The 13,840-nt window shown below is 73.8% G+C and carries 13 protein-coding genes; 8 read left to right on the top strand and 5 right to left on the bottom strand.

Annotation, left to right across the window (positions count from 1 at the left end):
* Positions 1-386: 386 nt before the first annotated feature.
* From IFT77_RS14430 to IFT77_RS14445, 4 genes are all read right to left on the bottom strand, one after another.
* Positions 387-1,307 (bottom strand): ABC transporter substrate-binding protein, encoded by a 921-nt coding sequence (locus IFT77_RS14430; RefSeq protein ID WP_192170383.1) that lies wholly within the window; start codon positions 1,305-1,307, stop codon positions 387-389.
* Between the two features lie 126 nt (positions 1,308-1,433).
* The gene (locus IFT77_RS14435; protein ID WP_192170384.1) at positions 1,434-2,261 is read right to left on the bottom strand and encodes an ABC transporter permease; all 828 of its coding nucleotides are present in this window, start codon (positions 2,259-2,261) and stop codon (positions 1,434-1,436) included.
* A complete protein-coding gene (locus IFT77_RS14440) occupies positions 2,258-2,911 on the bottom strand; it encodes an ABC transporter permease subunit (RefSeq protein WP_192170385.1) in 654 nt (217 codons plus the stop codon). The genes IFT77_RS14435 and IFT77_RS14440 overlap by 4 nt, the downstream gene beginning before the upstream one ends.
* Positions 2,908-3,966, bottom strand: coding sequence for an ABC transporter ATP-binding protein (locus tag IFT77_RS14445; RefSeq protein WP_192042768.1), 1,059 nt, complete (start codon positions 3,964-3,966; stop codon positions 2,908-2,910). Before IFT77_RS14445 ends, IFT77_RS14440 begins: the two co-directional genes overlap by 4 nt.
* 197 nt (positions 3,967-4,163) lie before the next feature.
* Between IFT77_RS14445 and IFT77_RS14450 the strand changes: the two genes are divergently transcribed.
* From IFT77_RS14450 to IFT77_RS16580, 4 genes are all read left to right on the top strand, one after another.
* A complete protein-coding gene (locus tag IFT77_RS14450) occupies positions 4,164-4,649 on the top strand; it encodes a MaoC family dehydratase (RefSeq protein WP_192170386.1) in 486 nt (161 codons plus the stop codon).
* Between the two features lie 64 nt (positions 4,650-4,713).
* The gene (locus IFT77_RS14455; RefSeq protein WP_192170387.1) at positions 4,714-5,757 is read left to right on the top strand and encodes an NAD(P)-dependent alcohol dehydrogenase; all 1,044 of its coding nucleotides are present in this window, start codon (positions 4,714-4,716) and stop codon (positions 5,755-5,757) included.
* A gap of 296 nt (positions 5,758-6,053) precedes the next feature.
* Positions 6,054-6,833, top strand: a complete 780-nt coding sequence (locus tag IFT77_RS14460; RefSeq protein WP_192170388.1) for a hypothetical protein — start codon at positions 6,054-6,056, stop codon at positions 6,831-6,833.
* An 8-nt stretch (positions 6,834-6,841) separates the two neighbouring features.
* On the top strand, positions 6,842-8,191 hold the full coding sequence (locus IFT77_RS16580; RefSeq protein WP_197980886.1) for an amidoligase family protein: 1,350 nt from the start codon (positions 6,842-6,844) through the stop codon (positions 8,189-8,191).
* Positions 8,192-8,255: 64 nt separating this feature from the next.
* Here IFT77_RS16580 and IFT77_RS14470 read toward each other — a convergent pair whose 3' ends face one another.
* Entirely contained in the window at positions 8,256-8,966 is a 711-nt protein-coding gene (locus tag IFT77_RS14470) for a DUF4232 domain-containing protein (protein ID WP_192170389.1), read from the bottom strand.
* A gap of 84 nt (positions 8,967-9,050) precedes the next feature.
* On the opposite strand from IFT77_RS14470, the gene IFT77_RS14475 reads away from it, so the two are divergent.
* The 4 genes from IFT77_RS14475 (at position 9,051) to IFT77_RS14490 (ending at position 13,796) form a co-directional block, all read left to right on the top strand.
* A complete protein-coding gene (locus tag IFT77_RS14475) occupies positions 9,051-10,484 on the top strand; it encodes a histidine kinase (RefSeq protein ID WP_192170390.1) in 1,434 nt (477 codons plus the stop codon).
* Positions 10,481-11,275 (top strand): response regulator, encoded by a 795-nt coding sequence (locus IFT77_RS14480; protein ID WP_192170391.1) that lies wholly within the window; start codon positions 10,481-10,483, stop codon positions 11,273-11,275. Before IFT77_RS14475 ends, IFT77_RS14480 begins: the two co-directional genes overlap by 4 nt.
* Positions 11,276-11,400: 125 nt before the next feature.
* Positions 11,401-12,909: an FAD-binding oxidoreductase gene (locus IFT77_RS14485; protein WP_192042774.1), complete on the top strand. Its 1,509-nt coding sequence runs from the start codon at positions 11,401-11,403 to the stop codon at positions 12,907-12,909.
* Positions 12,909-13,796: an alpha/beta fold hydrolase gene (locus tag IFT77_RS14490; RefSeq protein WP_192170392.1), complete on the top strand. Its 888-nt coding sequence runs from the start codon at positions 12,909-12,911 to the stop codon at positions 13,794-13,796. Before IFT77_RS14485 ends, IFT77_RS14490 begins: the two co-directional genes overlap by 1 nt.
* The last annotated feature ends 44 nt before the right edge of the window (positions 13,797-13,840 follow it).

Consider the following 13,840-nt stretch of genomic DNA (forward strand, 5'->3'; position numbering starts at 1 on the left):
AACACCGACGCCGTCCAGGACGAGATGCTCGTCGGCGTCGCGAAGATCACCGTCGCCACCGAGTAGCCACCCGGCTGGCGCCCCCGTCGGCACCCGCCGACGTTCCCGGTGAAGCCCCGTCCCGCACCCTGCGGGACGGGGCTTCCCGCGTTCCCCGGCCCGCACCTCCTCGGCACCGCGTCATGCAGGCGAAGACAGGCCGCACCTCCTGAACGGTGCACGACTCAGGACTCTCGCTCCCCCCGCTGCGCGACCCAGGACCGATGTTCCTGAACGAGGAGACACACGACCGGGGACACACGGGGGCGAGACGAGGAAGAAGGTCCTCCCCGAGACCGGGGAGGACCTTCTTCGTCGGTTCGCGCGAGCGACCCAGGAAGCGAGACCTACAGCAGGTCGTACTCCGTGAGGAACGCGGTGGCGACGCTCGCCGAGTCCTTCTTGTCGACCTGCACCATGGCGAGGTACTCCGTGAGGTTCTCGGTGGTGAGCGCCTCGGAGACGGCGTTGAGCGCCTCCTCGACGGTGTCGCTCGACTTGTCCTCGCGGATGATCGGCACGATGTTCTCCGAGAGGAACAGGTTCTTCGTGTCCTCGAGGGTGACGAGGTCGTTCGTCGTGATGGCCGAGTCGGTCGAGAAGAGGTTCGCGACCTCGACGTCGCCGTTCTCGAGCGCGGCGAGCGTCAGCGGTCCGCCGGCGTCGAGGGGCACGAACTCCTTGAAGGTGAGGCCGTAGACCGACTCAAGGCCGACGACGCCCTGCTGGCGCTCCGCGAACTCGGGGCCGCCGGCGAGGCGGAGCTCGCCCGCGACGGGCTCGAGGTCCTCGATGGTCTCGAGGCCGTACTGGTCGGCGGTCGCGCGGGTGACGGTGAGGGTGTCCTTGTCCTCGGCGTCCGACTGGGGCAGCGAGACGATGCCCTCGGGCAGCACGTCCTGCAGCGCGTCGTACACGTCGTCGGGCGAGGTGACGCCCTCGTCCACGCCGTCGGTCGACAGCGCGGCGAGCAGGGCGCCGTTGTACTCGGGCAGCAGGTCGATCGAGCCGTCCTCGAGCGCCTTGAGGTACACCTCGCGGGCGCCGATGTTGAAGGTGCGGCTGACCTTCACGTCCTTGGCCTCGAGTGCCTGGGCGTAGATCTCGCCGAGCAGCTCGCTCTCGGGGAAGTTCGCCGAGCCGATGGCGATCGTGTCGTTGTCGGACGACGAGCCGCCGCCGGTGCTGGCGGTGGGGTCGGAGCAGGCGGACAGCGCGAGGACGCCGACGCCGATGACGCCGATGGCGCCGAGGAGGGTCTTCTTCATGGGGTGTGAGCCTTTGCTCTCGTGCACCTGACGACGATTCGTTCGGGTGCGGGGTGTGGGTGAAGGGGGAAGACCGGGAGGTGCCGGCCGGGTCGAGGAGGCGCGGGCCGGGAGGCGCGCGCCGGGTCAGGAGGACGCGCGGTCGCGCGCCGAGGAGGCGGGCTCGGGGGTCGAGGTCGTGGGCGTCGAGGGTCCGTGCACCGAGGTCGTCGCCGCGACCCCGTCGACGGGAGCGAGTGCCGGTGCAGGAGCGGCAGGGGCGGTGCGCCGCAGCTGGCGCTTCGGGATGCGCCCGGTGAGGCCGGGCGACACGACGAGCCGCTGCGTGCCCGCGGCGAGCAGGTCGAGCACGATCGCCAGCGCGGCGACGACGACGGCGCCCGCCACGACGCGGCCGTAGTCGTTGAGCGACAGCCCGTCGATCAGCAGCCGGCCGAGGCCGCCGATGCCGACGTACGCGGCGACGGTCGACGTGGCGACGAGCTGCAGCAGCGCGTTGCGGAGGCCGGACGAGATCAGCGGCAGCGCGATCGGCACCTCGACCTTGAAGAGCACCTGCAGCGGCCGCATCCCCATGCCCCGGGCGGCGTCGATCGCGGCCGGGTCGACCGCGCGGATGCCCGCGTACGTCGTGGTGAGGATCGGCGGGATCGCCAGGATGACCAGGGCGATCAGCACCGGCCCGAAGCCGAGGCCCATGATCACGACGAGCAGGATGATGAGCCCCAGCGTCGGCAGCGACCGACCGGCGTTCGCCGCGTTGATGGCGATGAACGAGCCCTTGCCGGTGTGGCCGATGTAGAGGCCGAGGGGCAGGGCGATCACGGCCGCGACGACGAGCGCCTGCACCGTGTACCAGAGGTGCGTCAGCACCAGCTCGGGGATCGAGGCGCGCACGCCGCCGCCCTGCCAGTTGGCGGGGTCGAGCAGGTAGCCGAGCAGTCCGTCGCTCATGCGGCGATCCTCCCTGCCGCACGCGTCCAGGGCGTCACGCGTCGCTGGACGAGCACGATGATCCCGTCGCACACGGCGGCGAGCAGCACCGAGAGCACGATGCCGACGACGATCGGCGGGGTGTAGTTCAGCTGCTGCCCGCGGGTGAAGAGGGCGCCGAGGCCGCCGACGCCGATCAGGGCGCCGACGCTGACGAGGCTGACGTTGGCGACGGTCGCGACCCGGAGCCCCGCGAGCATGACCGGCAGCGCGATCGGCAGCTCGACCGAGACCAGGCGCCGGAGGCGGCGGTAGCCCATCGCCGAGGCGGCCTCGGTCACGAGCGGGTCGACCGACTTGAGCCCGTCGGCCACGACCCGCACGAGCAGCGCGATCGTGTAGACGCTGAGGGCGATGATGATGTTGAGCGGCGACAGGATCCGGATGCCCACGATGGTCGGCACGAGCACGATCAGCGCGATCGACGGCACCGCGTAGAGGATGCCGCTGAGGTTGAGCAGCGGGTGGTACAGGAACCCGAAGCGGACCGCGAGGTAGCCGATGGGCAGCGACACGACGATGCCGATCAGCACCGGGACCAGCGCGAGGAACACGTGCTGCGACAGGGCGGCCTGGATCACCGCGACGTTGTTCTGCAGGTACTGGATCACGCCGGGTCGACCTCCCGTCGACGACGGGCTTCCAGCTGCTGCATGAGGCTGGTGTGGCGGATCACGCCGTCGGCCACCCCGTCCTCGTCGACGCGGACGACGACGCCGACCGGCGACGTGATCGCGAGGTCGGTCACGAGGCGCAGCGAGTCCGTGGTCTGGAACGCGCCTCCGGTGGGGGTCGGGGAGGCGGTCGACCCGAGACCGGCGCCCGTCCAGCCGAGAGGCCGGCCGGCCTGGTCGAGCACGAGCTGCTCGGGGCCGGTCGTCACCTCGGAGAGCGGCGCGACGTCGAGGCTCGCGGCCGAGTCGAACGAGAGGCTGCGGAAGCCGCGGTCGCGGCCGACGAAGCCCGCGACGAAGTCGTCGGCCGGGTTCGCGAGAAGCTCGCGCGGGGTGGCGAACTGGGCGAGGCGGCCGCCCTCCTGGAACACGGCGACGTTGTCGCCGAGCTTGATCGCCTCGTCGATGTCGTGGGTGACCATCGCGATGGTCTTGCCGAGATCGCGCTGCAGCCGGAGGAACTCGGCCTGCAGGCCCTCGCGGACGATCGGGTCGACGGCGCTGAACGGCTCGTCCATGATCATCACCGGCGGGTCGGCGGCGAGGGCGCGGGCGACGCCGACGCGCTGCTGCTGGCCGCCGGAGAGCTGCACCGGGTAGCGGTCGGCCATCGCCGAGGTCAGCCCGACCCGCTCCATCAGCTCGACCGCGGTGGCACGGGCCGCCTTCTTGCTCGTGCCGACGAGGGCGGGGACCGTCATGATGTTCTCGACGATCGTGCGGTGCGGGAACAGGCCGGCGGCCTGGATGACGTAGCCGATGCCGCGGCGCAGCAGCGCCTCGTCCTGGCCGGCGACGTCGACGCCGTCGATGAGCACGCGGCCGGTAGACGGGGTGACCATCCGGTTGATCATGCGCAGCGAGGTGGTCTTGCCGCAGCCGGAGGGGCCGACCAGGACGGTGAGCTCGCCGGTCGGCAGCGTCATGTCGAGCTGCTCGACGGCGACCGTGCCGTCGGGATAGACCTTGCTGACGCCCTCGAACGTGATCATCTGTTCTCCTTGCCTGTCGGAACCGTGGTGGCCGGGTGTTCGACATGACCGGTAGAACAGCCATTCACCGATCATCATCCCCGATTCGAGGCCGACTCGTCGCGATCGAGTCCCGATCGTGATGAACGGGACTTGCGCTCCGACTGATCGGGGGGGAGTTCCGCGAGCCTGCTCGATCGTGGAGGTGCAGGATCTCCATGATGACCGCACACGCCACGCCCCCGCTCGCCGACCGCACCTTCGACGCCTACGTGCCCGGGCTCGTCGAGACGCACGGTCCGCTCGAGGTGACCGAGTCCGAGATCGTGGCGTTCGCCTCCTCGTTCGACCCCCACGACATGCACGTCGACCCCGAGGCGGCGAGGAGGAGCCCGTTCGGCGGCCTCATCGCCAGCGGCTGGCACACGACGGCCCTGATGATGCGGCTGATGGTGGGCGGGTTCCTGAACCAGCGGGCGAGCGTCGCCTCGCCCGGGGTCGACGAGCTGCGCTGGCTGCTGCCGGTGCGGCCGGGCGACCTCCTCCGGGCGCGCTTCACCGTGCTGTCGTCGCGGGTGTCGACCTCGAAGCCCGACCGCGGGCTCGTGCGGACGCGCATCGAAGTCCTGAACCAGCGCGACGAGGTCGTCATGTCGCAGGTGATGATGAACCTGATCCTGCGCGAGCTGCCCTCGCGCGCCTGACCCGGCCGGCCAGCAAGCCGACAGGTGTCGGGCACGGGTGACGCGCCCGGCGTAGCCTCTGGCCATGAAGGCACTCCAGTACACGAAGATCGGTCAGCACCCCGAGGTCGTCGAGATCGAGAAGCCGTCGCCCGGCCCCGGGCAGGTGCTGCTCAAGATCACCGCGGCCGGCGTCTGCCACAGCGACGAGTTCGTCATGGGCCTCAGCGAGGAGGACTACACGGCGGGCGGCTACCCCCTCCCCCTGACGCTCGGCCACGAGGGCGCGGGCGTCGTCGACGAGCTCGGCGAGGGCGTCGAGCACCTGCAGGTCGGCGACGCCGTCGCCGTCTACGGCCCGTGGGGCTGCGGCCGCTGCCGCCCCTGCTCGCAGGGCAAGGAGAACTACTGCGTCAACGCGTCAGCCGAGGGCATCAAGCCCCCCGGCCTCGGCGCCCCCGGCTCGATGGCCGAGTACATGATCGTGGACGACCCGCGCCACCTCGTGCCGCTCGGCGACCTCGATCCCGTCCAGAACGTGTCGCTCACCGACGCTGGCCTCACGCCGTACCACGCGATCAAGACGTCGCTGCCGAAGCTCGGCGCAGGCACCTTCGCGGTCGTCATCGGCACCGGCGGCCTCGGCCACGTCGGCATCCAGATCCTCAAGGCGCTCTCGGGCGCGCAGATCATCGCCCTCGACGTCAGCGACGACAAGCTCGAGCTGGCCACCCACGTCGGCGCCGACCACGTGCTGATCAGCGACGAGCACGCGGCCGACAGCATCCGCGAGCTCACGGGCGGGCTGGGCGCGAACGCCGTCTTCGACTTCGTGGGGGCGCCTCCCACGGTGGCCCTGGCCACGTCGGTCGCCGCCTCGGAGGCGGATGTCACCCTCGTCGGGATCGGCGGCGGGACCGCACAGGTCGGCTTCGGCTCGATCGCCTACGACGCCGCCGTCCGGGTGCCGTACTGGGGCAGCCGCTCCGAGCTGATCGAGGTGCTCGACCTCGCCCGGTCGGGCCGCGTCTCGGTCGAGACGCAGCGGTACTCGCTCGACGACGGCCCGGCAGCGTACGAGGCCCTCGCGGCCGGCACGGTCCGCGGCCGGGCGGTCATCGTCCCGTAGCGCGCACGCCGGGCGGCGTCGAGTTGCCCCGAACCGTCGCTCCGGCTTCGTCGGACTGACCGTTCGGGGCAACTCGTTCGTGCGGGCGCTCGCACGCACGCGCCACGATCGGTCGTTCGGATGAGCCGGGCGAGGGCGGTCGGCGCGTGCGGCTCATCCCTCCGGACCGAACCGGACGCCGTGCGGACGGGACCGGCCCGGATCGCTCGACCCGCGCCTCCTCGTGCTCGTAGCGTCCGGAGGGTCGGCACCGCGACGCACCGTCGCACCCCGCCGACCCGATGGAGGAGCACCTCATGGACCAGGACCGCACCACAGCCCCGCTCAGCCCGACCGCCGAGACCGGCCCGACCAGGCCCGGCACGAGCCGCGGCGCCTCGTTCCGCCGCGCGGGAGTCGTCGCCGTCGTCGCCGGCGCCGTCACCGGCTCCGCGTTGGGGCTCGGGGCAGCCGGCGCCTTCGCCACCGACGGGGCGGCCCCGGCCACCTCCTCCGCGCAGGTCGCGGCCGACGCCGCCGCAGCCCAGGCCGCGAGCACCGCGAAGGGCGAGGAGGCCCCGGCCCCGAAGATCACGTACAGCGAGGCCGACCTCGCGGCGTTCGCCGCCTCGCCGTACGCGGACGACGCGCTCAACCTCGCCGTCGTCTGGGGCACGCCCGACGTCGCCACGGCGAAGGGCAAGGCCGGGGCCGCGATCACGGCCGGCACCCCGCTGCCGTTCGGTCCGGACGACGCGCCCGGCGCCACCTACACGGACGACCAGCGGCTCGTGGCGTTCGTCCTCGGACGCGGCAGCTGGGAGCAGGCGCTCGGCCTCGCCGTGGCCTGGGGCGAGCCCAGCGTGTACTCCGTGAAGAGCACCATCGGCGGCTCGCTGCTGGCCCACGAGGAGGTGCAGCCCGCGCCCGCGACCTTCACCGAGGACCAGCAGGTGGCCGCGTTCAGCGCGAGCGGCTACACCGAGGCGAACGCGGCCGAGCTCGCCGCCCTCTGGCAGAGCGGCTCCGTCCGCGAGGCCGAGGCCCGGGCCGGGGCGGCGCTGCTCGCCGGCGACAGCCTGCCGGTCGTCCCCTGAGCCGCGCCGTGACGACACGGGGTGGTCGCGACGGGGCTGCACCGGGTGGCGTCCTGCCCGCACCGGGCGGTGGTGCCGAGTCGACGCACGAGTCAGCCGGGCCCACGCACGGCCGGACCGGCCCGGCGCTGCGCCGCCGCATCGGCGTCGAGATCGAGCTGATCGCCCCGCCCGGCGTCGATCGCGGCGTGCTCGCCCGACGGGTCGCCCTCGCCTCGGGCGGGGCGGCCCGTCGGGTCTTCCACACCGACTCCGAGCCCTCGCTCGTGCCGGGGATGGGCCACTTCTGGCACCTGACACCGGCGTGGGAGGTGTCCGACGCACACGGCGCGCCCGTCGCCTCCTTCGTGGACGACATCACGATCGCCGACGACCTGCGACGCGAGCACGAGGAGGCGCGGGCCGGGAGGGCAGGGGCCGCCACCTCCGCGGCGCCGTCCCCGGACCTGTGGCGCGTCCTCTCGGACGACCCGCGCCTCCTCCGCCTCGTGGCCGAGCACAGCGACCCGGCCACCCCCTTCGATCAGTCCCTGGACGTGGCCGCGCGGTTGTTCGGCACCGACGTGGAGGTGGTCGGCGGCGTCCGGCGCCTGCGCGACCGCTCGGGGGCGAGCATCGCGATGGCGGCCCCGCTCGCCCCGGGCCGCGAACGGCCGTGCGAGATCGTGACGGCGCCCCTGACCGTCGACCACGAGGCCGTGCTGGAGGCGCTGCTCCGGCCCGCGAGGGAGCTCGGCTTCACCGTCCCCGTCGAGGCCGCCGTCCACCTGCACGTCGACGGGGCGCCGTTCCGGTCGGCGCACGCCTTCGCCAACCTGGTGCGGCTCTTCGGGCACTGGCGCGGGGCGCTGCACGAGCTGCTCGAGACGAACCCCGCCTGCACCCGGCTGGCGCCGATGCCGCCCGCGGTGCTCGCGCTGGTCGAGGAGGAGGCGGCCGCGTGGGCCGCGGCGACGAGCGGAGCCCGGACCGGCACCGGCGCCGAAGACGACGACGACGACGACGTCGTGGCAACCGCAGCCGGCGACGACGTGACGACCGCAGGAGGCGCCGCCTCCGCCCAGCGCTGGCACCACCTCCAGCAGGCTGCCGCCCGCACCGGCCTGCTCAAGTACATGGACGTGAACCTCACGGCCCTGCTCACCGACAGCCCCGCGCGCGACACCGTGGAGGTGCGGATCCTGCCCGGCTCGCTCTCCGCCTCCGCCATCACGGGCCGGGCCCGGCTCGTCGAGGCCCTGCTCGACCGCTGCCTCGAGGAGGCGCCCCTCCCGCACCCGACGACCGCCGCCTCCGTGGCTCCCGCCCGCGCCGACGCCGAGCTCCTCGCGCTCGTGCTCGCACGCACCCGCAGCTGAACGAGTTGCCCCGAACTGCTGCCCCGCGAGCGCGGAAGCAGCACTTCGGGGCAACTCGCGGCCCCTAGAACGCCGCCAGCGCGCTCGTCGAGAGCTGCTGGACGGCCGTGTTCGCGCACGCCTCGAAGCTCGAGCCCGACGCGCCCACGAAGATCGAGCGGACCGACCCGGGCGGGTAGATGCGGAAGCCGTCCGTCGCGGTCGGCTGGCAGGTGGCGGCGTCGAAGCCGCCGGCCTGGACGATCTTCACGAGCGCCTGGACCTCGCCGCCGGGCGCGAGGCTCTGGGTCTCGTGCGGCGTCCCGCGGTCGAGCGTGGCGGAGGCACCGATCTGGGTGCCGTCCCCGCCCCCGACGAACGAGACGCCCGGCCAGCCCTGCAGCGTGCAGGTGCGGTCGCCGGTGTTCGTGAAGATGAACGCGATGCCGTAGCTGCCGGCCGCGCCGCCGCCTCCGTCGGCGATCTCGGCGCTCAGCTCGTCGACCGTGCAGCGGGCCGACGCATCGCCGGAGGCGCCGTCGCCGAGGTCTCCCCCGCCGCCCGAGGCGCCGTCGGGGCCGGGGGTCGCGCTCGGCTCGGCCGGCGCTGACGCCGACGCCGACGGGCTGGCCGACCCGCCGGGTGCGGTCGACGCCGACGACGAGGCGGACGAGGACGGCCCCGAGGAGGCGCCGGTCGCCGACGCGTCGGGGTCGCCCGAGGTGCACCCCGAGACGAGCAGGCCGAGCGACGAGGCCAGCACGAGGGGCAGGAAGAACTTCGCGGAACGGGTCATGTCCCTGATCGTGCACTCACTGCACGAATGTCGTTCATCCCTCTGGCCGAGAAACGCACGCGGGCCCGGAGCTAGCGTGTGGACGTGCAGACAGCAGACGTGAGGGCGGCAGACGGGCAGGCCGAGGCCGCCGCCGGGCGGGCCTCGACGATGCCCCGGGAGCCGTCACTGGTCGCCCGCCTCCGTGCCGTCGCGCCGCTCCGCGACCTCGGCCCCGGGCTCCGCCGCGTGCTCCTGCTCGGGCTCGGCGTCGCCGCCTACCTCACGGCGTTGATCGTGGCGCTGCAGTTCAACTGGTATCCCTCCAGCCTGCCGGGCTACGTCATCGTCGGCCTCACGGCGCTCGTCGCGGCGGCGACCACGAAGCGCTTCCCCCTGGCCTCGCTCACCGTCGTCTCGGCGATCACGGTGGCCATCGCCTTCGGGCCCGTGCCGGGCGACTGGTACGTCCGGGCGCCCGAGCTGCTGGTGCCGCTGGCGGTGACGGTCTTCATCTCGGTGTCGAACGGGCTCCCCGTGTTCGCGCCGGCCGCCTCCTTCGCGGTGCTCGCCGTGCTCACCATCGTGCCGTGGCAGGTCGTCGTCGACTCGTGGCTGTCGGCCGGCTCCGTCTTCGACGCCTTCGACTGGGCGGTCTTCTACGACCGCTCGACGCAGTTCGGCTACCTCGTCGGCTGCGCGCTCGTCGTCGCCGCCGCGCTCGCGCTGCAGCACCAGCGACGGGCCACGGCCCAGCTCGCGGCGCGCAACCGCGAGCTGGTCGCCCTCCGCGCCGAGGAGGCGGTGCGCATCGCCGAGCGCGAGCGCACCCGGATCGCCCGCGACGTGCACGACGAGGTCGCGCACCACGTCGCCGCGCTCGTCATCGGAGCGCAGGCGGCCGTCCGCGTCGCCGACCAGCACCCCGACCGGCTGGTCGCCGCCCTCGACGACGTGGTGCTCGGCGGCAAGGACGTGCTCACCCGCATCCGCACCGTCGTCCGCGTGCTCAAGGCCGCACCGGTCGGCCCGCTCGCCGACGCGACCGGCGACCTCGACGTCGAGCTCGAGGCGATGGCGGCGAGGCTGCGCGCCATCGGCTACCAGGTCGACTGCACCGTGCTGGTGCACGGCGAGCTGCCCGCGGCGCAGCGCATCGCGGTGCTCGGCGTCGTGCAGGAGTGCCTGACCAACACGATGCTGCACTCGTCCGCCGAGGAGGTGCGGGTCGCGATCACGGAGGGCCCCACGGCCTGGCAGGTGGTCGTCACCGACCCCGGGACCGCCGCCGAGCGGTTCCCCGACGTGCCGCGGGGCGGCGCGGGCATCGCGAACATGCGCGAGCGGATCGTCGGCCTGGGCGGCGTGCTCGTCACCGGGCACGACGCGGCCGGGACGGGCTGGGCCGTGAGGGCCGAGCTGCCCCGGGGAGGCGCCTCCTTCTCGGTCGGACCCGCGACGGCGGCCGAGGCGGCGGCTGCGGCCGCGACCGACGCCCGCGGTCCTCTCGTGGCGGCGTCGGACGGAGGCGCGTCGTGACCCTCCGGGTGCTGGTCGTCGACGACCAGGCGATCGCCCGCGCCGGCATCGCGACGATGCTCGACGCCGAGGACGACCTCACGGTGGTGGGCCAGAGCCGCGACGGCGAGGACGCCGTGCGCGACGCCCTCGCGCTGCGACCCGACGTCGTCGTCATGGACATCCGCATGCCGCGCCTCGACGGCATCGACGCGACGCGGCGCATCGTCGCCGAGCCCTCGACGGCCGTCGTGCTCATCACGACCTTCGACGACGACGAGCACCTCTTCGACGGCATCGCCGCGGGTGCCTCGGGGTTCCTGCTCAAGGACTCGGGGCCCGACCTCATGGCCGCCGCCGTCCGCTCGGCCGCCCGCGGCGACTCGCTGATCGACCCGGCGATGACCCGGGCGCTGATCGAGCAGACCGTCGCGACGGAGGCGGCGCGCACGTCGGGCGACTCGCCCGCGCACCTGCCCGCCCAGGCGCCCGTGCAGGCGTCCGCCCTGTCGCCCGCGCAGGCGAACGCGCTCGCGGGGACCGCCGCGTCCCGGCCGGCTCCGCCGCTCCTCCGTGCCGCGCTCGACGGGCTGAGCGACCGCGAGCTCGACGTGCTCGACGGGGTCGCGCGGGGCCTCAGCAACGTCGACATCGCCCAGGAGCTCTACCTCAGCATCGCAACCGTCAAGACCCACATCTCGAACCTGCTCGCGAAGACCGGCACCCGCACGCGCGTGCAGGCCGCCGTCTTCGCCTACGAGTCGGGCTTCGCGCGGGCCGGCCGCGACGCCGGCGGCGGCACCGCCCGCTGACCCGCCGCACGCGGGCGCACGAACGGCCGCACCGCGCACGCGGAGAGCTGCCCAGCCGGAGGCGCGGTCCGGGGAGCGGGGCTACAGTCGGTCCGCACCGAGCCGAGCCAGGAGGACGCCCCCGCATGACCGTCACCACCGAAGCGGACGCACGTGCCGCCTCCTCCGCAGCCGCACCCGCGAACGCGAGCGCACCCACCTCCGAGCCCGGAGCCGCGCAGGCCCCCGCCGGCTCGGCGCCTGCCCTCGCTGCCGAGGCGGTCGACGCGTTCGTCACCGACCTGGCGTCGGCGCTCGACGCCGACCGCGTGCTCCGCGACCCGGAGTCGCTCGCCCGGTACAGCCACGACGACGCGGAGTGGGCGCCGTTCGAGGCGCCCCTCGCGGTGGTGCTCGCCCGCAGCACGGACGAGGTGAGCGCGGTGCTCCGCCTGGCCGCCGCCTCCGGCGTCCGGGTCGTGCCGCGCGGTGCGGGCACCGGCCTCTCGGGCGGCGCGAACGCCGTCGCGGACTGCGTCGTGCTGTCGCTCGAGCTGATGGACGCCGTCACCGAGATCGACGTCGACGAGCGGTACGCCGTCGTGCAGCCCGGGGTGATCAACGACGCCCTGCGCGCGGCCGTGGCCGAGCACGGGCTCTGGTACCCGCCGGACCCGGCCAGCTCGGCGATCTCGACGATCGGCGGCAACGTCGCCACGAACGCGGGCGGCATCTGCTGCGTCAAGTACGGGGTGACCCGCGACTACGTGCTGGGCCTCACCGTCGTGCTCGCCGACGGCTCGATCGTCGAGCTCGGACGGCGCACCGCCAAGGGCGTCGCCGGCTACGACCTCGTGGGCCTGATGGTCGGGTCGGAGGGCACGCTCGGCGTCGTGACCTCGGTGACCGTGCGGCTGCTGCCGCTCGCCGGGCGCGACGAGCGCGCCGTGATCGGGTACTTCCCCTCGCTCGTCGCGGCGGGCGACGCCGTGGCGGCGATCTCGAAGGCCGGGATCATCCCCGCCGCGCTCGAGATGCTCGACCGCACCTGCCTGCGGGCGGTCGACGACTGGGTGCACCTGGGGCTCCCCTCGGACGTCGACACGCTGCTGCTGGCCCGCGTCGACGAGCGCGGCGCGGCCGGAGACGAGCTCGCCGACCAGGTCGCCCAGGTGTTCGCGGAGGCGGGCGGCACCGACGTCGAGCTGGCCACGGACCCGGCCGACATCGACCGGCTGTTCCAGGCGCGGCGGCTCGCCTACCCCGCGCTGGAGCGACTGGGCCCCGTGCTCACCGAGGACATCTGCGTGCCGCGATCGGCCGTGCCCGAGATGCTCCGGCGCATCCAGGCGACCGCGGCGAGCGCCGACGTCGTCATCGCGAACATCGCGCACGCGGGCGACGGCAACCTGCACCCGCTGATCATCGCGCCCGAGGGAGACGAGGCTGCGAAGGCCCGGGCGAAGATCGCGTTCGACGCCATCGTCGCCGACTGCCTCGACCTCGGCGGCACCGTGACCGGCGAGCACGGCGTGGGCCTGCTGAAGCTGCCGGGCCTCCGCGAGGAGCTGGGCGAGCGCGTGCTCGCGATGCACCGCTCCGTCAAGGACGCTCTCGACCCCGCCGGCACCCTCAACCCCGGGAAGGCCTTCTGATGAGCACCGCCGGCACGTTCGTCAGCACCGACGGCGTGACGCTCGCCTACACGGACTCGGGGGAGGCGCCCGTCGCGACCGGCAGGACCGACGCGGCCGCCGCCTCCCCCGCGACCACCGCCTCCCGCACCACCGCCTCCCGCACCGTCGTGCTCGTCGCCGGCTACGCGATGCCCGCCGCGGCGTGGGCGCTGCAGACCGACGCGCTGCTCGCGGCGGGCCACCGCGTCGTCGAGTTCGACCGGCGCTCGCACGGCGCCAGCGAGGACGTGCTGCACGGCCAGCGGATCGCCCGCCACGGTGCCGACCTGCACGAGCTGCTGGTGCACCTCGACCTCCACGACGTCGTGCTCGTCGGCCAGTCGATGGGCGCGAGCACGGTCTGGGCCGCGATCGATCTCTTCGGCACCGACCGGGTCACGGGCGTGCTGACGATCGACCAGACGCCGAAGCTGGTGAACGACGGCGGGTGGAGCCACGGCTTCTACGGCATGACGCCCGAGAACAGCGGCACCTTCTTCGACGACGGCATCCCCGACACCGGCCGCGGCGCCCGCGTCGACCCGGCGAACACCGGCGTGGCCCGGCTGTTCGAACGGCTCGGCGGTCCGCCCGCCGTGCGCGAGGCGAACGCGCCCGAGACGCGCAAGCTGCTCCGCGACCACGGCCTGCAGGACTGGCGCGACGTGATCGCCCGGCTCGACGTGCCGTTCACGATGGTCGCGGGCCGCGACAGCCAGCTCTGGCCCTGCAGCCACGCGGAGGCGGCGGTCGGCGACCACGCGCTCGGCCGGTCGGTCGTCATCGACGACGCCGGGCACGCGACGAACTTCGACCGCCCCGACGAGTTCAACGGGGTGCTGCTCGCGTTCGTCGCGGGCCTCTGAGGCCGGGCGGGCCCACGTCGACTCGTCCGAGCCCGTCCGCACCC

Origin of the sequence: Frigoribacterium sp. CFBP 13729 (assembly GCF_014841875.1) — a bacterium.
GTDB lineage: Bacteria > Actinomycetota > Actinomycetes > Actinomycetales > Microbacteriaceae > Frigoribacterium.